The organism is Limnoraphis robusta BA-68 BA1, from assembly GCF_034932365.1.
GTDB lineage: Bacteria > Cyanobacteriota > Cyanobacteriia > Cyanobacteriales > Microcoleaceae > Capilliphycus > Capilliphycus robustus.
Map to the genome: position 1 here is coordinate 112,630 of NZ_JAYGHR010000002.1, position 19,649 is coordinate 132,278.

16 protein-coding genes are annotated in these 19,649 nt (G+C 40.9%); 7 read left to right on the forward strand and 9 right to left on the reverse strand.

Translation table 11 applies throughout. The features are described from left to right. The first annotated feature begins 307 nt into the window (after window positions 1-307). On the forward strand, window positions 308-2,335 hold the full coding sequence (locus VB836_RS01685) for a Cas10/Cmr2 second palm domain-containing protein (RefSeq protein ID WP_323217715.1): 2,028 nt from the start codon (window positions 308-310) through the stop codon (window positions 2,333-2,335). A 187-nt stretch (window positions 2,336-2,522) separates the two neighbouring features. Here VB836_RS01685 and VB836_RS01690 read toward each other — a convergent pair whose 3' ends face one another. Continuing rightward, entirely contained in the window at window positions 2,523-3,131 is a 609-nt protein-coding gene (locus VB836_RS01690) for an RNA-guided endonuclease InsQ/TnpB family protein (protein WP_323217812.1), read from the reverse strand. Between the two features lie 46 nt (window positions 3,132-3,177). Here VB836_RS01690 and VB836_RS01695 point away from each other — a divergent pair, with 46 nt between their 5' ends. Together VB836_RS01695 and VB836_RS01700 are read left to right on the forward strand one after the other, a co-directional pair. Further along, a complete protein-coding gene (locus VB836_RS01695; RefSeq protein WP_323217716.1) occupies window positions 3,178-3,516 on the forward strand; it encodes a hypothetical protein in 339 nt (112 codons plus the stop codon). Next, window positions 3,485-3,910 (forward strand): cyanobactin maturation protease PatG family protein, encoded by a 426-nt coding sequence (locus VB836_RS01700; RefSeq protein ID WP_323217717.1) that lies wholly within the window; start codon window positions 3,485-3,487, stop codon window positions 3,908-3,910. Before VB836_RS01695 ends, VB836_RS01700 begins: the two co-directional genes overlap by 32 nt. Window positions 3,911-4,406: 496 nt before the next feature. On the opposite strand, the gene VB836_RS01705 is transcribed toward VB836_RS01700, so the two are convergent. Then, entirely contained in the window at window positions 4,407-5,837 is a 1,431-nt protein-coding gene (locus tag VB836_RS01705; RefSeq protein WP_323217718.1) for an AIPR family protein, read from the reverse strand. Between the two features lie 312 nt (window positions 5,838-6,149). On the opposite strand from VB836_RS01705, the gene VB836_RS01710 reads away from it, so the two are divergent. Next, window positions 6,150-7,280 carry an aldo/keto reductase gene (locus VB836_RS01710; protein WP_323217719.1) on the forward strand — a complete coding sequence of 377 codons (1,131 nt, stop codon included), beginning with the start codon at window positions 6,150-6,152 and terminating at the stop codon, window positions 7,278-7,280. 68 nt (window positions 7,281-7,348) lie between these two features. Next, window positions 7,349-7,696 carry a YbhB/YbcL family Raf kinase inhibitor-like protein gene (locus VB836_RS01715; RefSeq protein WP_323217720.1) on the forward strand — a complete coding sequence of 116 codons (348 nt, stop codon included), beginning with the start codon at window positions 7,349-7,351 and terminating at the stop codon, window positions 7,694-7,696. A gap of 549 nt (window positions 7,697-8,245) precedes the next feature. Here VB836_RS01715 and VB836_RS01720 read toward each other — a convergent pair. The 7 genes from VB836_RS01720 to VB836_RS01750 are packed head-to-tail and all read right to left on the reverse strand — an operon-like array spanning window position 8,246 to window position 17,362. Further along, complete coding sequence (locus VB836_RS01720) at window positions 8,246-10,015, reverse strand: VgrG-related protein (RefSeq protein ID WP_323217721.1); 1,770 nt, start codon at window positions 10,013-10,015, stop codon at window positions 8,246-8,248. 51 nt (window positions 10,016-10,066) lie between these two features. Next, on the reverse strand, window positions 10,067-10,642 hold the full coding sequence (locus VB836_RS01725) for a CIS tube protein (RefSeq protein ID WP_072075565.1): 576 nt from the start codon (window positions 10,640-10,642) through the stop codon (window positions 10,067-10,069). A 38-nt stretch (window positions 10,643-10,680) separates the two neighbouring features. Continuing rightward, window positions 10,681-12,000 (reverse strand): hypothetical protein, encoded by a 1,320-nt coding sequence (locus VB836_RS01730; RefSeq protein ID WP_323217722.1) that lies wholly within the window; start codon window positions 11,998-12,000, stop codon window positions 10,681-10,683. Window positions 12,001-12,051: 51 nt separating this feature from the next. Then, window positions 12,052-12,666, reverse strand: a complete 615-nt coding sequence (locus VB836_RS01735) for a phage tail protein (RefSeq protein WP_323217723.1) — start codon at window positions 12,664-12,666, stop codon at window positions 12,052-12,054. Continuing rightward, entirely contained in the window at window positions 12,666-12,818 is a 153-nt protein-coding gene (locus tag VB836_RS01740) for a hypothetical protein (RefSeq protein ID WP_323217724.1), read from the reverse strand. The genes VB836_RS01735 and VB836_RS01740 overlap by 1 nt, the downstream gene beginning before the upstream one ends. A gap of 5 nt (window positions 12,819-12,823) precedes the next feature. Next, on the reverse strand, window positions 12,824-15,244 hold the full coding sequence (locus VB836_RS01745) for a protein kinase family protein (protein WP_323217725.1): 2,421 nt from the start codon (window positions 15,242-15,244) through the stop codon (window positions 12,824-12,826). A 30-nt stretch (window positions 15,245-15,274) separates the two neighbouring features. Further along, entirely contained in the window at window positions 15,275-17,362 is a 2,088-nt protein-coding gene (locus tag VB836_RS01750; protein WP_323217726.1) for a tetratricopeptide repeat protein, read from the reverse strand. A gap of 248 nt (window positions 17,363-17,610) precedes the next feature. On the opposite strand from VB836_RS01750, the gene VB836_RS01755 reads away from it, so the two are divergent. Both VB836_RS01755 and VB836_RS01760 read left to right on the forward strand, forming a co-directional pair. After that, complete coding sequence (locus VB836_RS01755) at window positions 17,611-18,432, forward strand: pentapeptide repeat-containing protein (RefSeq protein ID WP_323217727.1); 822 nt, start codon at window positions 17,611-17,613, stop codon at window positions 18,430-18,432. Next, complete coding sequence (locus VB836_RS01760; protein WP_323217728.1) at window positions 18,429-19,646, forward strand: hypothetical protein; 1,218 nt, start codon at window positions 18,429-18,431, stop codon at window positions 19,644-19,646. Before VB836_RS01755 ends, VB836_RS01760 begins: the two co-directional genes overlap by 4 nt. Window positions 19,647-19,649 lie beyond the last annotated feature (3 nt).

Genomic DNA, 19,649 nt, shown 5'->3' on the forward strand with positions numbered 1-19,649 from the left:
ATTATAGCTCTACCCCAAGCAATTTCCGAGAAAGCGGTAAACATTCTCAATGGAAAATTGACCGTCCATCAAACCACTGGATTAAGATTTATGAATTTCCTGAGTCTAGATGGCACAAAACCGATACTCTTTCTTTGATGGCTCCCGACTGCTACTTTTGTTCTTGAAAGTCTGATTTTTTTTGAGTTTCCCGACGTTTTGGAAGACCCTGCTTCTATGCCATGTGATAATAAAACTCAAGCAAATAGAGGTATTAGCCAAGTGAAAATGCCTAGAATTGCCTAAACTCTAAATTTCTTTATTCCCCATGAATCAGCCAGTTTATACGGTTATTACCTTTGCCCCCGTGCAGGGGTTTATCGAAAAATCCCGCAAACTTCGAGATTTATATGGAAGTTCTTACATCCTGTCTTTTTTGTCTTGGGTTATTTGCCAAGTTGCTGAAACCCAAAAACTGGAGGTTATTTCTCCCGCACTCCCGAATATTACTCAAGGAATGCCCAATCAAATTATTTTAAAAGGCGATGTCTCTCCAGAAAATTTAGATCTAATCAAACGTCGATTTAATCAAGCTTGGCGACTGATTGCTGAAAGCTGTCAAGATTGGATTGAAAACAATATTAAAACCTGGACAGACTCAAAAGAAGAAACCCATCTGTGGAACTATAGTATCTGGAAAAGAGATTGGGATTTGTGGAAAAATCATGCTTGGGAATATTTCGAGGCTTCAGGGAAACCAGGGGAAAGTATTACTCAAGTTCGGGAGCGAATTAATCAAGTTAAGGCTTCGCGAGATTGGACAGGAATTAATTGGCAAGGAGAAAGTTCAACTCTCTCTGGTACCGATGCGATCGCCTATCCCGACTTAGGACGAATTGCCGATCCTCGTCATTACAATTATCCAGCAGAAAGAACAAAAATTCAAGCCTTTTACGAGAAGTTAAGCCTGGTACTCGGAGAATCATTTATTGATATTCGAGAACAATTGAGTATTCCTGAATTGATCAAACGCTTAATCACCCATGAAATGATTGCCAATAGACTCAAAGAAAAATTACCTCAACTGGAAATCGAGGATCACTCCGATCAAATTACTCAAATTGCCAAAGAATTAAATCCGGTATCTTTCAAAGATTTAAACCGACTCAAAGATTCGGAGGACGAGCAAAAATATAAGACGGGGTGGTTTTTAGGAGATGGGGATGGTGCGGCTAAATATTTTAAGCAAATCGGAAAACAAGGCATTGAAGCCGAAGAAAAAGGGACTCAGAGTTTTAGTCAAGAAATGCGAGAATGGGGGAAACAACTTAGAGATCAACAAGCCGAATATTTAGACCATAAAGGACGGATGGTTTATGCAGGTGGAGATGACTTTTTAGGCGTTCTTTACAAGGTAGAAGAACCAATCTCTCCTCTGGAATGTTTTCAATGGTTTTATCAATTCAAGTCACAAGTTTGGCACCAACCCAAACGCAAAATAATTACAGCGAGTGTTGGGTTTGTTTGGGCCGGAGCGCAGGTTCCCCAACGAGATATTTTACAGCATTGTCATCTAGCAGAAAAATCAGCTAAAAGTGGAGGACGCGATCGCATTGCCTTTCGGATTTTATTTAATAGTGGTAATTATTTAGAATGGGTTTGTCCCTGGTGGATGCTAGATAAACAGGATTTATCAGAAGCCGCAAAAAAGCTATCTCTACTCAATCTTCCTGAGAAAAATTTGATTGAAGGAAGTTTATTTCTAGAAAATGCAGTTCAAATGCACCCAGAAACTTGTTTGGTTTACCTCTCAACTCATCCTCTTGAACCGAGTTGGTATCGGTTGGGTGGTGAAGGTCATCTGGTTGAAATTGACTGTATTAACCTCAATGAAAATCACAAAGCTTTACTGAATCAACCCGTTGGTCAACAATTTGCTTTAATTACTCCTGCGGTTTGGGGATCGAATCGTCTTTCCTATCGAGAACCGATAGATTTACAAAAAAGCGATCGCCAAAACCCTCTAAACATAAATAATCAGTTTGTTTGGTCTGTTGAAGCACTTTATACAGCCCGTCCAATTCCATTTCGTTATCGCTTAGGAAATCCTGATTCTCCCAACGATCAAGCCTCTTTAGAAACCCCAAAAAACCGACCAGAAATTACCCCATCAAACTCACCTAAATTGCTTTCACGAGGTCGATATGCGGTTCCCTCTGGAACAGTTTATGTGTTAAAAAATCCGATCAAGCAATCTTGGCAAGAGTGGGATGAGAATTGGTTTCCCAAAGAGGGGCCATCCCTAAAACGTTGGGGGTGCGGTTTAGCTTTACCGTTGTCTATGAAAGAAAAATAATCAGGTGAACTCAAACTCAACTTCAACTATTTCACAATGAGCAATTCAAGACCACACCTGCTATTGGAGGACGACAACCCGGTGATCAAAGACCTACATTTTTTAGCTGTGTTTGGCATCGAATGTTACCGATTGAACAAAATAAATATCTAGAGATTGTCACTCTTTTTCGTGACATACTCTGACACTAATTCTGCGAATATAGTGTCAGCATCCTAACATCACTATTAGGAATTCCTGCTTGATTCGGAGTGTAATCACTTAACCGTCCACAGGCAGCCACCGTGAGTCCCAGGGTGGTTAATCCTTTGTGAAGGATATTAATTGCAGCGTTCTCGTCCCGGTCGATTTCAATCCCGCACTTGGGGCATTGATGAAGACGAACAGAAAGAGTTTTGGGAACTTTGGTTTTACAGGAAGAACAGTCTACGGTTGTGCTGTGAGGATTTACCTTAACAAAATGTACGCCGCTTCTTAGAGCCACTGCTTCTAATATTGTTAGGAATTTTCCCCAAGCTACATCGTAGATCGATTTAGCTAATCTTGTTCTTGCCAGTCCCAAGATGTTCAGATCTTCGACTGCAATTAAGTCGTATTTTTTGACGAGTTGGTGAGCAACATTGTAATGAAAATCCTTTCTCTTTCTACCTATTCGCTGGTGGACAAGAGAAATTTTTTGCTTTTGCTTTTGGGAATTAACAGAACTGGATTGCTTTCTAGCTAGCTTTTTCTGTCGATACCTCGGGGCTTTCCGATACCGGGCACGGGGTCGGGGCTTTCCCCCCTCGGCCCCTATGACCCTGACCCTCGGTTTTCATCCCGGCGAATAACCGAGAACCCCAATGACACTTTTTAGCGGGCTTGCTTTTGGGTTTGTAGCGGTTGCAAAACCCCCGATATTTTCGAGCGCAATCCTCCAAGGTTTCGCCCAACTGCAAGAAAGCCGGATGCCACTGCGTCAAGCCATCATCGGTAAGTTTTTCATAACTGCCGTAGTTGCTGAACTCGTAGAAAAAGGTCGAGCGCATTTTGGCCGCTTTGGGATTGCCGTGGATGTAGCGCAGGGTATTCAATGCCCGGTCTTTGTCGCTGGCGGGAAACCCTTCTGCAAAATAGCGCTTTTCCCAAAACGGCTGGAATATCAACCGGTTGGTCGATGCGGCGTTGGGGACTTTAGATAACCTTGAGGAGGGGAGTGAAGCCCTCCTGCGGGAAGGGCTGACGGCGTTTTTGAATCGGGTCTATTATGAATTGCATAATGTGGGGAAAACGTCCCGCGATCGCGCCCTCAATTTTGCGGTGACAAATACGTTCCAGGCCGCCGCCACCTTTGCCGAAGCGATCGTTTCTGACCGACGGCTGGACACGATTGAAGTGGAAAAAAGCCCCTACTGCCCCCTCAACAGCGACTGCTGGGACGTGTTGCTCACCTTCTTCGATCCCGAAGATGGGAAGCGATCGCGCCAGGTGTTTCGCTTTACAATCGATGTGGCCGATAGTATGCCGGTGACGGTGGGCTCCATCAAACGCTGGTCAATTCCGGGCAAAAAACAGACGCAGGCCGCGAATAGTTAGCAAAAGTCCAGTGGGCGTTAAAGTGGAACTTTCATCGGTCCGAAGCGCTCCAAAACGACGGAAGTTCCACTACATCACCTGCTTGACAATACGGGACGGTGATCGCAGATAGGGCAATAGAGATGCAACCTTTAAAAGTGCTTTTATAGGATTGATGCGCTAAAATGACTGCCCTTGGAGCCATTGGAATACTTTGAAGTATCGAAGACCAGTGTTAACGAGTGAAGGTTTAGATATAATTCATCAGTCGTTCAAACCTGTCATTGAATCTGATGAAATTGTTAGATTCTTAAACGATGGAGTGTTTTTCCTCTTCATCTATAACGAACAGGTTGAACTCTTTGGGGTGTACGATCACATTTTTGACCTCCGCGACAGGGGAAATAGGCGATTACCCTAACAGCCTTTCCCTTGGGGATGACGCACGGACAGGATGCGAGTGGATTTGGTAATCCGCTCACGCTGGGACTGCTGGGATTTACTATCATCGGTTTGGTTATCTTTTTGTGGCAATAATCGCAGATCGCTTCTCTTCTATATTATCTACTATTCTTAGGATTTGAACTAATTTCCATAGGTCGGAGCCATTTATTGATCCATTAAATAGAATTTTGTATGGAGGCTTTTCTATATTCTCCCAAAACCAACTAATTTTGTCTTTTACTCGCGAGGTAAAAGCCACATCATTATGTTTGCAGGCTTGACTGATCGTAGCTTCGTTCAAATCAAACCCTTTTTGATCTGATGAAATTGATTCCCCTGATTTATAAGCGTAAGTAATTCCTTCTAACTGAAGTTCGTTTTTTATTCTTTCTTGTTCGGGATCGAGAGATACAAATTCTCGACGGTCAATTCGGTTTTGAGTATTGTTGAATCTAGTGATTTCTGTAGCAAATTCTTCGGGGCAGTTTTCTAAGGATATAAGACGAATAAGAATTTTGGCTTTTTCAACTTGCTCAGGAGAAGTTTGATACGCTCTTGCTACAGAACCAACTGTTTGAGCGCCGTTGACTATCTTTACATCTTTACACTCAAATATCCCAGTATCTCTCCCACTGCCCCCCAGAGGTTTTTTTCCAATACTAGAACATAAAGCTGTTATTCCATTATTGTAATACCAGAATTTCTCTGGATCATGTCTGACTGAATTCAATATGCCTTCGTTAACTTCACTATCTCTCAGAAAAAATCTAATATTTGAAGAAAACAATCTCGGGGAGTGCTTAGTCCACCAATCCGCTACTTCCCTGGCAGAAACTTGTCCATAATATGATTGATATGGCTCTTTTGTTTGTCCCCAATCAAAAAGGCAAACCTCTAAATCTATCGGATAACCTTTTGCTCCTTGAGAGATTATGTTATATATGTCAGACTGGTTAAAAATTCTTTTGCTTACAATATCTATTGGGTCATTCATCTCGTTCAGTAAATCATCAAGTTCTCTTTTAGGTTCATCCGCTAAGGGAGTTTGACCTGAATAGACAAGAATAACTTCAAACCTTGTACCTGCGTCATTTAGTGATTCTTCAATATCTTTAATCTTATTATTTAATTTTGAGTTGAACCTGTCGTATCTAGCATTAACTAAATCCTTGAAACCTTTAGCAAACTTCATAACTTCCTCTGACTTTATACTTCCTCTGCTTTCATGTTTCCATTTGGACTGTAATACATACATTACCTTTTCTCTTTTATCAAAATAAATGCAATCTATACCATTATCCTGTCCACCATCAACTATTGATTTTGATGCTTCTTCAGGGGAAATATCAGCTAAAGTCATCAATGCAAATGCAGCCAAACTTCTTGTTAAAAACAACGATTCTTTGTCCGTTTCCGATTTATTTTGATAGTCTGATAAATCAATCAAACCATTAAATGTTTTTTGGAGATATGCCTTGATTGGACGTAAGTGAATTTCACTCATAACGATTGAGGGTTAACTTTACTAACTTTAATTTTATCGAATCAATTGTTATAGGCTTGCCTATAATCCTTCGCTAAATAAGACTGAAACCCTTACTCCTATAGCTTTTGAGCGTCTTTTACCTAATTTTATTAGGTATTCAAATCTCATAATTTTATCATAATTAACTCATCTGGTCAGGCATAAGTGCAAGCGCATAGATTTACAAGATTTGTACTCCTGCATCTAAACATGAGACTTATGTCTCTAGGGAGAGGTTTTCAAACTACTACAACAAGATTATAGACAGTAGTTGCAATTGGGTTATAACCTATGAGTGATCAACGCTCCGGAGCGGATGCCAACCGTTTTCTCCGAGACTTCAATCGACGGCAGTTTTTGAAAGGGGTTGGCTTTATTGGAGTTGGGGCGAGTACGGGTTTGGCAGATCATATTCTGCACTCCAATACATCCGTTGAAGCGCCTGAACTCAACACCTCTTCTGCTAAATTGACTCTCGCTCAAACCTCGGAGAACCGTTCGGGTGAAATTCCCCGTCGTCCTTTGGGTAAAACGGGTGTAGAAGTCTCTGCAATTGGGTTGGGGGGCGCGACTCTCGGACAGGCTAAAAGCAAAGAAGAAGCAATTCGCATTACTCACGAGGCGATTGATAATGGCATCACGTTCATGGATAATGCCTGGGAATATAACAACCATCGCAGTGAAGAATGGATGGGTGAAGCTTTACAGGGACGACGGGATCAAGTCTTTCTGATGACTAAGGTTTGCACTCACGGACGCGACGCAAGCGTTGCCATGCAGCAACTCGAAGAATCATTACGTCGTCTGAAAACCGATTATATAGACTTGTGGCAGATCCATGAGGTGATTTATTACAATGACCCGGAGTTAATTTTTCGTCCCGATGGTGCCATTGAAGCCCTCGAACGAGCAAAGCAGGAGGGGAAAGTGAAATTTGTTGGGTTTACCGGACACAAAGACCCGGCAATTCACTTGGAAATGTTGTCTCACAATTATCCTTTCGATACTGTACAATTGCCAATTAATTGTTTTGATGCCAGCTTTATGAGTTTTCAAAACCAGGTTCTTCCCGAACTGGATCGCCAAGGAATTGCCGCGATCGGGATGAAAAGTTTAAGCGGGAACGCAGAAGCGGTGAAAAAAGGTTTGGTAACGCCTCAAGAAGCTATCCGTTATGCGATGAGTATGCCCATTGCAACATTAGTGAGCGGGATTGATTCGGTGGAAGTGCTGCGGCAAAATATAGCGATCGCTCGTGATTTTCAACCGATGACAGCGCAAGAAATGCAGGCATTGCGAGAGCGGGTTGTTCCCTATGCCACCGATGGGCGATTTGAGTTATTTAAGTCTTCTAAAAAATTTGATGCTGATGTTGGCAGGAAGCAACATGGTTTTCCGACTCAAGACCAATTGCCAACTTGATCTAAAAAGCTACGATTTTTCCTTTTGAGTTGAACTTGATAAATACTGTTTTTAATCAGGATATTTCAATGGGACTAAACATTAAGAATTTGCGGATTGTTAGCCCTGCATTTACTTCCGGCGATCGCATTCCCAAACGCTATACCAGCGAAGGCGAAAATGTCTCACCTCCTTTGGAATGGAGCGGGTTGCCGTCAGGAACCCAACAATTAGCATTAATCTGCCATGACCCGGATGCACCGATGCCTCACGGATTTACCCACTGGGTTCTCTATGGCATCCCGGCAACTGTTAATCAGCTTGCAGAAGCGGATGGTAGCCAGTTCACCGAAGGGATAAACAGTTCCAAGCAAGCCGGATATACCGGGCCTGCTCCACCAGAAGGGCATGGCCCCCACCACTACTATTTCGAGTGACAGGAGCCATTTATGCTACCATTTTAACAGGAGTTAATTAATCGTCAATTGAACGACTGTCCACATTGAATGGGATAGCGGCGTCGGGATGAAAGAAGCGATCAAACGGTTAGCCTGCGGTCATTTCCTGCAATAGTTGTTGCACTTCAACCCTTCACGATTTCCCAAGATTTTCCGTTAATTTGACCGGACTCCCAAGCGAGTTAATACGGGTTGATTGGGGTCAAACAAGTCTAATTGATAAAAAGTGTTAATTTTAGGGACTTGATCGGCAACTTGATGAACTCTATGTTAAGTCGAAAGGATCTCAAGTGACCGTTTATCGATTGGCGAAAAATTGAGCTATTGGGAGTTTTTAGAACTCAAAGAAAGTTTTAACAGGTTCAGAAAATCGAGAACCACCGTCTTGTGACTGGGGATGCTCATTGTTAGGATTTCTTTGCGAACCCATTAATCAGTATTGCTCTCGGTGCGGTGACTGGTTGATTATCGGTTTTAGTGATGAACAACTAGCAAACGATCCAGTCTAATAGTTTGTAATGATAGAATTCAATTTAACTTAATCAATGCTCCTTGAACAGTAATAACTCCGCTCGCTTGGATATCAATCTTACCTGCTGATTTCAAGCTAATTCCGGTACGATCCATCCTGAGTGTATGACTTTTAGTTTTTACTTCAATACAACCGTTTTGATCATCTAATCGTAACTCATGTTTGCCCTTTGTTTTTACTTCGATAGCCTTTTCGGTGTCATTTAACCGAATCTGATGTCCGTCTGTTGTCTCAATATAAACACCCGCTTTACTATTCCCTTTATCTTCTTCTATAAACTGAATTTGATGACCCGTGCGTGTTTTGAATGTTCGCACTCGGACATTACTATCTCGAACACTTTCAGCGACTGGTTTTGGAGGAAGATCTTCACCGTTCCAAACCCCTCCTAAAATGTAAGGACGGTGAATATTTCCATGCTCAAATCCAACTAATACTTCATCATTAATTTCCGGCAAACAGTCAAATCCTCGTCCCTTTCCCGCACCAATTGCAACGACTCTAGCCCAATGACTCGCGTGAGCATTTTCTCCCGTTTGAGGGGTGAGGGTGGGAAACCAAACTTTCACTCGCCCTAACCCTTCAGGATCTTGATTATTGGTGACAATTCCAACTAAAAAAGTTTGTCCGGGTTGAAGACGAGTAGGGGGAGAAAGTGTCGTTAATAAATCGCCTCCGCGCAATCCTCGCACAGTAAACTCGGTGGTATATACTCGTTCAAAATAGGTGTGACGAGTCTCCGTAACGTAGTAGGAACCGCTGTGTTTTCCTAACTCTTCTAATATTACCGTTCGTCCGGGTCGAATGTTAGGATTTCCCTCGGCTTGAGCATCTGCATAAACAAATTGTCCGCCCAATTCATCAAATAAAGCTTGGGCGATCGCATCGGCTTCTTTGGGTGTAGAAATGGGTTGATCGACAACATAAACTGTCGGTTTAGTCGGCTTTCCTTTAAATTCAGAAATTGCCACACTTCCTTGACCATTTTCAGTTTTTGTGATCACATTTTCAGAATTACAAGTCGAAACAATTGGCTTTTTTTGTTTGTAGTCCCAAGCTCTAACATTGACTTCTTTAACCTGTTCGGCGCTGGTAACACGCACTCGAAAACTGTGCAAGTCTGTCAGCCATGTGAGTTTTATTTTTTGGGTCGATGTGGGACGGCGAAAGTTTAATTTTCCATCTTGCACAAACATTTCAAATCCTATTCTAGCGGCTCGTTCTCGCAAAAATTCCATGTTGGTTTGATTGTTTTGAAAAACGTACTCATGGGGAATTCCGCTCTCATCAATTTGACCGGGTTCTATAACAACTTCAGCAAGAATCTTCTTGACAATATCGCTATCCGTCATTCCTTGAAACGAACGATTCCACCGTCCCCGATGTAAACGATGGGAAATATCATAACCTCGAATTACAATCGGTGCTTGGGATTGTTCGGTGAAATGGGTTTCAATGGCTGTAATTTCTCCTTCTATTAAATATTCTTCTTTTTCTTCGCTAAAATCTTGAGATTCTGTTGTACTTGAACTAAAGCCTATTTTAACTTTTTTGCCAAATTGTAGCAGGTCTTGATGTTTCCACTTTTTTTCCTCTTGACGACCCGGGAAATAGTCATTTCTAATTACAATGGTGAACATTGCGGGTAGATGCAGACTTTCTTCGACAATGATTTGCACTACATCTTCCAAAACCAGCTTCATTTTTTCAGAAGATTGACCTTCAATATAAACTTTCGGAAGTGCGAGATAATTTGCTGATGTCATAAGAGTTCATTCTTAAAAATAGTTGTTTATTCTATTGAGATTGGTATGAATTTATAACCGACCTTTCCGATTATTTTTGTCTTTCTTACGATTATCTAAACTATCGATTTCACGGCGAACTGTAGAAAGTTTATCGGAGACTTGATCAATTTTATCGTCAACTCTAAGTGACCCGGAAGGCTGAGTATCTTCTACCTCTTTAAGGGTTAAACTATCGATCACCGCTCTCACGGGTGTTCCATCGCTGAGAAACATGGTAAGTTTATAGTTGAGTCGTTCGATAAAGCATCGCCGAAGATAAACTTGATTTCCCCAAATTAACATATAAATTGGCGGACGTTCTTTTCCTTTTGCAAATTCTACAGCTTTCCGAAAGGGTTCAATAAAAGCTGTTACCACGTTAATTCCGGCTTCGTAGGTATCAAATAAAATATTATTAATTGTTACTTTGTAGGCTTTGGTGTGAGAAAAGCTGACTTTAGGAATTCCGCGATCCTGACTCCGCGAACCGGGATTATCTGCGGTTTCTACGACTCCCTCAAATACTAATTCTCCGGGGTTAAACATAAATACGATATCCGGTGCATTATCCTGACATTTTAGGGTTGCTTTAACAAGCTGTGTCATCAGAGTCTCCTTGAAAAATAATTAATAATATACATGATTTACCAGGGGATATTACCTCTATAATAAAATCCTAAACGTTCTCGTTCTGTCTCGATTTTAAATTGTAAGAGTTGATAAACTTTTCGGGTGAGTGTTTGTAATTTATAATTGACTAATGAAACCGTCGATCCGGTTTGGGTTTGAAGCTGTCCGACTGGAGATGTATTTGAGGAAAATGCAGATGCTTTTACGGGATTTGTTTGACTGATAGTATCCAGCCAAGGTAGAGAACCATCGGTTTTGAAATGATGAGTTTCTCGTTCTATTTCTAACTTTTGTCGTAACAAATTATAAACTTTTCTCGCCAACATTTCCAACTGTTCCTCATCAATTAAAACAGGTTCTTCGCGTTCTCCTATTACTTTTTCCGCTTGGGTTGGAGAACTTGAAACCGATGCTGGACTATCTGGAATAGATTCTTTTTGTTCTCTTGTAATCAATTTTGAACTCTCTGAAGTCAATTGAGAATTAGATGAGGGGTTGAAGTTCTCATAATCGATAAGTTCCGTCAGATTTGACCATGACTCTTGTACATTGTCTGTCGCTGGAACACTTTCAGCACTTAGATCAAATTGACTTGACCAAGGTTCTAGTGTTTCATCATTTTGAAAAGAAGTTCTCTCGGGTGAAGGTTCTGAAGTTTTTTGAGATACAATCAAATCTGATTGTTGAATTAAAGGTGAATGGGATTGAATCAGATTTAGATTGGTTAAATTTTCGGAATTCAAACTTGGTTGAATTGGAAAGGCTTGATTTTCTGGAGTTGAATTAATAGATTGTGTTAAACTAGAATTAGAAATAGGTTGAGAAATATCGCCTGACCATTTGGGTTGAACGACGGGTAAATTATCGGATTGATGCTTTATTGATTGGCTTTCTGAGTGTTCGGGTGTTTGCGGAGAAAGTAGTTTGTCAGATGTCGTGGTGAGAATGCGCGATTGAGTTTGAATTAATTGTTCACCCAAGCGGGGATGAAGTTCTGAAAGCGGGTTATTTTGCAGGTTTTCTTCTGGGGAAGGATGAGTTTGAGATTCTTCTGTACTATCAGAAATATTGCGGTTAATATTCGCTTCTGATGTAGATTCTAACTCGGAGTCATCATCGACAAATCTATTAATTGTAGAAATGGGTTTTGCGGGAGTTTCTGAACCTGATAAACTCTCTTGAACAGTGAACAAATTCTCGGACGGTTCTACAGTTGGGGATAACATTAATTGTGTATTCTGAACGAGAGACGAACGCACTTTTAAGATTCCCTGTCGTCCCAATGTTTCGGGAGGACGTAAATAATTATTTAAACCCAAATGAGATGTAGACATTGTTAATTCGCCTTTCGCTAATTCAACTCAAAAAATTGGCAATTCTCTAATTTATATCCTTTTCTTTCTTGTATTAGAATTGGTTTGACTGGCTTGATTAAAAGGTTGTGTTCCAACGTTTGTTAAGTCACTCGCAAAATAGCCTGAATTACCGCGAGTTAATGGACTGGACGGATTAAATCCTCCTGTTTGCTGTCCTAAACTACCTCCTTTATTAATCGTCAAACCTTCGTAGGCTAAGGTTAATTCTTCAATCGCAACGGTATTAGAGTCGGCTTGAAAAGAGGGTGCTTTCCAACTAACCGGAACCGAACCAATCAGCGTCCAAGATTGCATGGTTTCCCCTTCTTGATTGAACAGTAACAGGGTAACGTTCAAACGGATTTTTTTGGGTTCTTGCAAAACTTTTTCTATCCAATTTAAGAAGGTTAAATCATTCGTAATTCCTCGCTTTAAGGTGACTTCTGTAAATTCGGCTTGTCCTAAAATAATTCGCTGTTGATCGTTGACACCCCCTTCATTGTAGGTTTCCCGCTTGATATTGATCCCCAAACCCGAACACTCGCTAAAACAGGCTGAAATCTGGCTGTCAATTTCCACATAAAATCGATTCGCCGTCACATAATTGAGTTCGTAAGCTGAGGGATCTTGACGATTCATTTTCATTATAAAAGTCTCCGTGAGTTGCAGGTGCGATCGCGTTGATTGCGAAGATCTTCTTTCATCAGTTCATAAACTCTATCACAAAGTTTTCGCAGTAAAATTGGATCGTTAGTGACCTTTTTAATTAATTTAGCTTCGACATCTTTATCGGACATTTTAATTAATTTTCCTCCTGATTTTGCTTTAATTCCCGAATCGGAATTAATCCCGCAGAATGTAGTAAATGTTGTCCTTCATCGGTTTTCATTATATTAGAAAAAACCTGACCCGCAGAATCTTTTCCGCCTTCTTTTTTATAAATCACAGCAATTGCATATCCCAAAGGATAATCTCCTTGTTCAAAAACTTTAGGATTGGGTTTGTAGCTTCCTTTATCCATACATAAATCGGTTTCTGGTGTGATTGAACTGCCATTATTCTGTATAATAGGCTGCACTGCTGTCAGTTTCCCTTCTCCGACAATTGCTAAAGGATAGACAGAACACTGGTTAAACACTTTGCTGAACAAATCAATCCCAATCGTTGCTTGACCTCCTTGTTCAAATTCGGCTAAAGCGATTGCTTGTCCTTTAGTATATCCTGTTTGTGTGCAAGCTTTTTTATCTTCATCAATAAGATTTCTAAAGTTATTGATTTCTGCTTCATTTTTCCAGGCTAAATTTTCAAAAAGTGAAGTCACCAGAAACACTTCTTCGGGATTTTTATTACAAATAGAAATCCGTTTTATAGTTTGATTCTGTGAATTATTAATTCCTAAATCTTTCAAGGTTAGGGGTTGATCGGAATACAGTTGTTTGAGAGAGTCTAGAGAAATTTTACCTGAAAGTAATCTGGGTAAACTTCCATCTCGCTGAACATCACTGAAAGCAACATAAGCGAGTAAAGCATCATAAGCAATGATTTCTACTTCTAAGTTTTCGCTGTCTTGTAATAACTGAAGTTCATTTGCAAAGAGAGAAGTCACAATAAACTGAGAAGTTTTTAAAGCAGATATAATCCTATTTTCTAACGTTTCTGTGTTGTTTCCTTCACGAATAAAAGAAAATAAATTTGGAGATTGCAGATTCAATGAAATTTGAGACGGGTTCAACTGGTTAGCTAAAGATTGATTACCACCGTAGCCAACGGAAGTTTTAAGTGCGGTTTTCCATCGTTGATCGGCTGAATAATTAATACTTTTATTGAGCAAACTTGAGGGAATATCAACTTGAGCGAACTGAGAGGGATCGGAGTTTTTATTAAAGACAATATTGGCAGGATTTGGAGGTGTTGAAGCCGATAAAAATCTCCTAATTCCTAGAATTAATATTCCCAAACTCACCAAAGTTGCCAGTAGAAGAATTAAAGGAATACTCCAAGAACGTTGAGATTTTGACCGGGGTTGCTGTTCGCTGTCAACAAAAATAGGATTGACTGAAATCTGTTCTAATGGATGATCTAAAGGTAATTTTAACAACTCTCGATGAGCATCTGAAGCTCTTTTAAACTCACCGGAATATAATCTTAATATAAAGTTTTTGAGTTCGGGATGACAATATTGATGCCACTGGAAATCGTGATCGGGAATCTCCTGTTTTCCGCCAGATAAAACATAGCTAACTCGACCTAAATCTACGAGATCTTGTTGAAAGGCTTTTTTCGAGAGAGACGGATGATTAACTTCTGACTCTAAAGAATCGATCAGATTTTCCCACAGTGCAATGCGACTGAGATAGATAGAAAATTGATCATCTTCTTCATCAAAGGGAGATTGAGTTTCATTGTGAACGAGCAGTATACTATCTAAATTTAGGTTTCCGTGACCAATTCCTGTTCGCATACTTTGAGACAAACGAACTTCATAACAGTTGTGTAAAAACTGCAAGGTTTGCAACACTTGTTTGAGAATTTTACTCACCTGAGTCGGCGTTAAAGGTTGATGTCGCCGTTGCAAATATTCTCGTAAAGTCAAACTTTTGGGAAGTTGTTCAACAATTAAATACCAACGAATATCCTGGGGATTATCCTCATAGAAATCTTTAATGATATCAATCGGTGTCAGCAGACGAAATTCTTTAACTTTTCCGTTTTGCTTGTTAGATTCAGCAAGATAATCAGAATCACTTTGGGTCAAATATTCTTGAATGAACACCCGTTGTTTTTGCTGTGAAATTGGAGTGGCTTCATACTGACGAATCCGATCCGAATGACTCAAACACTGACCAATTTCATAACGCCTACCAAAGCGATCGCGAATTTCGTAACCTTGAACGAGAACTTTTTGGGTTTTGTCTTTACGACGTCGCCGAGAACGTTCTGTTAAAATAGGTTGATCTAAAGTTGCAGGCTGAATGCGAGTTTGTACACCCCCTCTTTGTCGATTTATTGTCGGTTCTACTTGAAAAGAATGCTGTGATTGTTGGGAAACAGGAGTTTCTTTTTTTTGTTTGTTACCATCGCTTCCTCCTATTTCTACCTGTTCATAAATTTGCTGCGCCCGACGCCGAACGATCCGACGAATGGTAGCATCAGGATGAGAAACAAAGTTAAAAATTTCTCGTCCTCTAGCCCTGACCGTGTTGACTAATTCTGATAGTCTCATGGCAATCGATCCTGATAATAAATCATCAATCTAACTCGGCATTCGTTGGGTCATTTTGATTAAATTTCGTAGCACGATTTCTCGCTCTCTACGGGCAATCATATATTCCGGATCTAACTGCAATGCTTGTTCAAAAATAGCCAAAGCATCTTGATAGCGACCCAAACGAGAAAGGGCGATTCCTTTTGCAGTAATTACCCCCACATTGTCGGGACTGAGGGCGTCAGCTTGGGTGTAAGCATTTAAAGCCCCTCGATATTGCTTCAATTCGAGTAAAATTAATCCTTGATTGTGCCAAGCCTCAAAAGATTGGGGATTCAACTGAACCGCTTGCTGAGTGGCGACCAAAGCCTCTGTTAACAGTTGGGGATCTCGCAAGCGCCACAAAACAACGGCTTGATTGGCGAAAATACTGGCTTTGAGGATGCGGTCATTCGGAGTCAGATCGCCTGTTAGCGCCTGCTCGTAAGCCTTTCGTGCGGCTTGATATAGCTCTGCCGCGTCCTCATCCCGTCGCTGTAGACTCAGCAATTGACCGTACTCGCTGAGAATGCGACCGTGATTGTACCAACCCTGAGCGTAGCGGGGATCGAGCTTAACCGCCTGACGGGTCGATAGAAGCGCCTGTTCGTAGTTGATTTCTGCAAATTCATATTGTTGCTGTGCTTGCTGGAGTTGGCCCAAATGCCACAGCATCACCCCTCGGTTGTTCCAGGCGGCGCTGTAGTCTTCCTCCAGAGTAATGGCGCGATCGGCACTCGCCAAAGCATCGTTATACTGTTTTAATCCCGCCAAAGCTGTACTGCGTTGATTCCAAGCTTTCGCCGGACGAGTATCGCCCCAATTTTGATCGCCAGAAAGGGCGGCTTCACAGGCGCTCAGGGCTTGTTGATATTGTTCGAGTTGATTGAGAACTTCGCACTGGTTTGCGAGCGCCAAAGAATAGTTCGGTTGAATCTGAACCGCCCGACTGTAGGAGGTTAACGCTTGAGCCGTTTTTCCTAAAGTTTGTAGAGCAATACCCTGTCTTGTCCAAGCTTCGGCATTGTTGGGATTTTCAGACAAAATTTGTTCGTAGAAACTGACTAAATTTTGAAATTGTTCGGCGAGTTCTTCGGGTTCTTTTGGGTTATTAACCTGGAGCGGATTTGATGGGTCGATTTCTTGACGAATAACGAGCAAATATTCTAAAGCTTGAGCGGGGGTACTGACGCCCCAATTTTCGTTCACGGCGATCGCCAGTTCGCAACTTTCACGGCTTTCTTGATAGCGTTCTAATTCTATCAATATACCACATTTTTCGGTCAAAATCAAGGAAGAATTGGGCGCAATTCTCCGGGCTTGATCGTAGGAAGTGATCGCGTCTTCTAGGCTTTGAATTTTACGGGCTTCTGCCGCATCAACTTGTCCTAAATCTTGCAGTTCTGCCGTTTCTAAGCGTCCCAACTCTAGCACGGCGATCGCTCTTTGTGTCCAAGCATCAGCCGGACTGCTTCGCCCCCAAATTCCATCAATTTTCAGGGCTTCTTCGCAAGATGAAATCGCTTGTTCATACTGTTTTAATTCTAAAAATATTTCGCATTTTTGCAATAAAACTTGAGAATATTTCGGTTCTCGCTGCAAGACATAATTATAGGAAACTAAAGCTTGAGGATATTGTTTCAACTGTTGTAATGAATGGCTTAAACTCATCCAAATTTCTAAATTTTCTTGTTTTGGCTTCAGTTCAATTACCCGTTGACAAGCCGCCACCGCTTCGGCGTATCGTTCCGTCTGTTCGAGGGTGGTGCAGAGTTCTTGCCAAAATTCTACATTATCGTAATCAAAGTCAGCTAATGGAAGTTCGGGGGCTGCATCTGGCTTCGGTTGCGGTGCGGGGGGAAATTGCGGTTGAGGAGGTTGAGGAGGTTGAGGAATTTCAGGGAGTTCTGGAGGCGATACGGAAGGTAAACCCGGCGTTGGTACACCTTGGAGAAGATTGATCGTTCCCTGGGCGAAATTGAGTTGAGAATTTGAAATTTCTCGTCGTTTTAATGCACCCGTTGCTTGAACTGCGGTTTGAATACAGAACCCCAGTCCAATGCTAACAATACCTATCCATCGCAATGTTGATTTCATCCTCATTAATATTTTTACAATTTCTGATAACTGTGATACATTGAATTTAATTTAAGTTGACTTTAACCTTTTGCTTCAGAAAAATTAAAATCTCTTAAATAAGAACCATAATAGCGAGAAAATCAACTAAAATGCAGCCATGTTATTATACTACAGTTTAATTTATTCAGTTTCAAGTATTTGTCTAGACAAAAAATACCAACGCACCGTTCACTCTAAGAGGAGAACAACAAGATGGGGACTGGGCTATGAAACCGAATCTTTACAAAAGTCAAATAATAGCTGTGATTGTGATTGTCCTGGGAATAGTATTGGGGTTGGTAGTACCCGTCTCGTCTGAAATTTCTAGAGTGGTGAAAAAATTACAGCAAAACGGAGAATGTCGGCGTTGTGATTTGGAAAAAGCCGATCTGAGCGGTTTATTTCTACAAAATGTTGATCTGAGTAAAGCGAAACTTAGAGGTGCAAATCTCCGAGGTACAAACCTGATTAGAGCGAACTTAGAGCGAGCCGATTTACGCGATGCAGATCTGCGAGATGCCAACCTAAAAGATGCTGATTTAAGCCGAGTAAAATTAGAGGGAGCAGATCTCAGAAATACTCAAATCAATGAAGAACAACTCGATCCAAAATGGCGTTTGGTTTGGCAAATTGTCAATCATTCAGAACCTTGGACGCAAGACTTAAGCGGGCAAAATTTAGCAGGTGCAAATTTAGAGAATGTTAACTTAACTCAAACTCAACTGGTGGGAACGAATTTGGAAGAAGCCAACCTCAAAAATGCCAATCTTTCTAATGTTAATCTCTCCCATGCTAAACTGCGGGCAGCTAATTTATTTATGGCAAACTTCAGCCACAGTAATTTGAGTTATGCTGACTTAAAAGACGCAGATTTAATGTATGCAAATTTAAGCCATGCCAACCTCAGTTTTTCCAATTTGAGCCGTTCTAATGTTAACTATGCTGACCTCAGTCATACCAATTTACAAGGCGCGAATTTAGATAAAGTCGATCTCGAAAATGCCAACTTAAAAAATTCAAATTTAGAAACGACCACAGTTAAACCATGACCGATCAATATTTCCCGACTCCCTCTCCAAATCCTCTCGATCGCCTTCATGTTACGGACGGTTTAATGATTAATGCTCAACGATGGCGTTTAGCACATACCTATTCTCGGAAACGGCAAAATTTACATTATCAATCGCTGAATCAACCGGGAATTGTTTGCGGGTTGGGTGTGCATCCTACAAGCGCTCCTGCGGGTGTACAGTCAAAATTTCAAACGGGATGGTTAATGGTAAAACCCGGAATTGCGATCGATGGCGAGGGAAATCCAATTATTATTGATCGTCCGATGGAATTTAGGATTACTGACCCCAAACCCTCAAAAACGCAACCGATTATTGTTTATTTGGTGGTCAGTTATGTTGACCCAGAAGAACTCAGTTTGAGAAATGATAATGATGTCGTTCGAGAAACCTTTCGGATCGATCAAAAAACCGATCCACCCAGTCATTTAGAAGTAGAAATTTGTCGAATTAATCTGGAACCGGGAACCGTTCAAATTTGTCAACCCGAGGAGGTTTTATTTCCTCAAGTTAATGAATTAGATTTACGCTATCGAATTGCAGCGCGATCGCGTCCTCAAATTGTTGTGAAAACGGCGATGTTATCCCCTCAAGCTTCTCGAGGAATGATGTCAGAAGCCGAAGGAAAATATTGTCGAGAAAATCTTGCTTTTCTGATGCACTCCGTAGAGTCGCTTGACCCGAGAATGCAAGGAATTTCAGAAATTGAGCAAATTTACTTCATAGGAAATGAGGATTTTGATCTGCTGTATTTAACTGAAAAACAAACTCGTGAATTAGACAACAATCAGTTAGAAATTTTAGGCGGTTATTTAGAAACCGGAAGAACTGTATTAATTGAAATTCCCATTGATGACGATCTCAATCAAAACTTTAAAGAATTAACAGATTGGGGAAAAGAAGAATTTAATCTGAATTTTATTGATTGGGATCGATTAATTCCCGATCATTTATTAAAAGTTCATCCGTTTCTGTTTGCCATTCCTCCTAATATTAACTACGAACCCATAGAACTGTTTTTGGGAGGAGGAATGATCCTGATTATTGGTAGCTTATCAAAAGCATGGGGAATTAACGAACATACCCTTCCCCGCACCGAGATTAGAACGGCTCAAGAATTTGGAATTAACCTACTTTATTTTGCCTGGTACAGAAGACATCAAACTCAATTGTTAGAGGTTGTATCGGAATAAATA

Bases quoted from the DNA above. Each gene is read 5' to 3' on its own strand.
- VB836_RS01685 (WP_323217715.1), top strand. From the start codon at position 308: ATGAATCAGCCAGTTTATACGGTTATTACCTTTGCCCCCGTGCAGGGG.
- VB836_RS01695 (WP_323217716.1), top strand. From the start codon at position 3,178: ATGACACTTTTTAGCGGGCTTGCTTTTGGGTTTGTAGCGGTTGCAAAA.
- VB836_RS01705 (WP_323217718.1), bottom strand. From the start codon at position 5,837: ATGAGTGAAATTCACTTACGTCCAATCAAGGCATATCTCCAAAAAACA.
- VB836_RS01710 (WP_323217719.1), top strand. From the start codon at position 6,150: ATGAGTGATCAACGCTCCGGAGCGGATGCCAACCGTTTTCTCCGAGAC.
- VB836_RS01715 (WP_323217720.1), top strand. From the start codon at position 7,349: ATGGGACTAAACATTAAGAATTTGCGGATTGTTAGCCCTGCATTTACT.
- VB836_RS01720 (WP_323217721.1), bottom strand. From the start codon at position 10,015: ATGACATCAGCAAATTATCTCGCACTTCCGAAAGTTTATATTGAAGGT.
- VB836_RS01725 (WP_072075565.1), bottom strand. From the start codon at position 10,642: ATGACACAGCTTGTTAAAGCAACCCTAAAATGTCAGGATAATGCACCG.
- VB836_RS01730 (WP_323217722.1), bottom strand. From the start codon at position 12,000: ATGTCTACATCTCATTTGGGTTTAAATAATTATTTACGTCCTCCCGAA.
- VB836_RS01735 (WP_323217723.1), bottom strand. From the start codon at position 12,666: ATGAAAATGAATCGTCAAGATCCCTCAGCTTACGAACTCAATTATGTG.
- VB836_RS01740 (WP_323217724.1), bottom strand. From the start codon at position 12,818: ATGTCCGATAAAGATGTCGAAGCTAAATTAATTAAAAAGGTCACTAAC.
- VB836_RS01745 (WP_323217725.1), bottom strand. From the start codon at position 15,244: ATGAGACTATCAGAATTAGTCAACACGGTCAGGGCTAGAGGACGAGAA.
- VB836_RS01750 (WP_323217726.1), bottom strand. From the start codon at position 17,362: ATGAAATCAACATTGCGATGGATAGGTATTGTTAGCATTGGACTGGGG.
- VB836_RS01755 (WP_323217727.1), top strand. From the start codon at position 17,611: ATGAAACCGAATCTTTACAAAAGTCAAATAATAGCTGTGATTGTGATT.
- VB836_RS01760 (WP_323217728.1), top strand. From the start codon at position 18,429: ATGACCGATCAATATTTCCCGACTCCCTCTCCAAATCCTCTCGATCGC.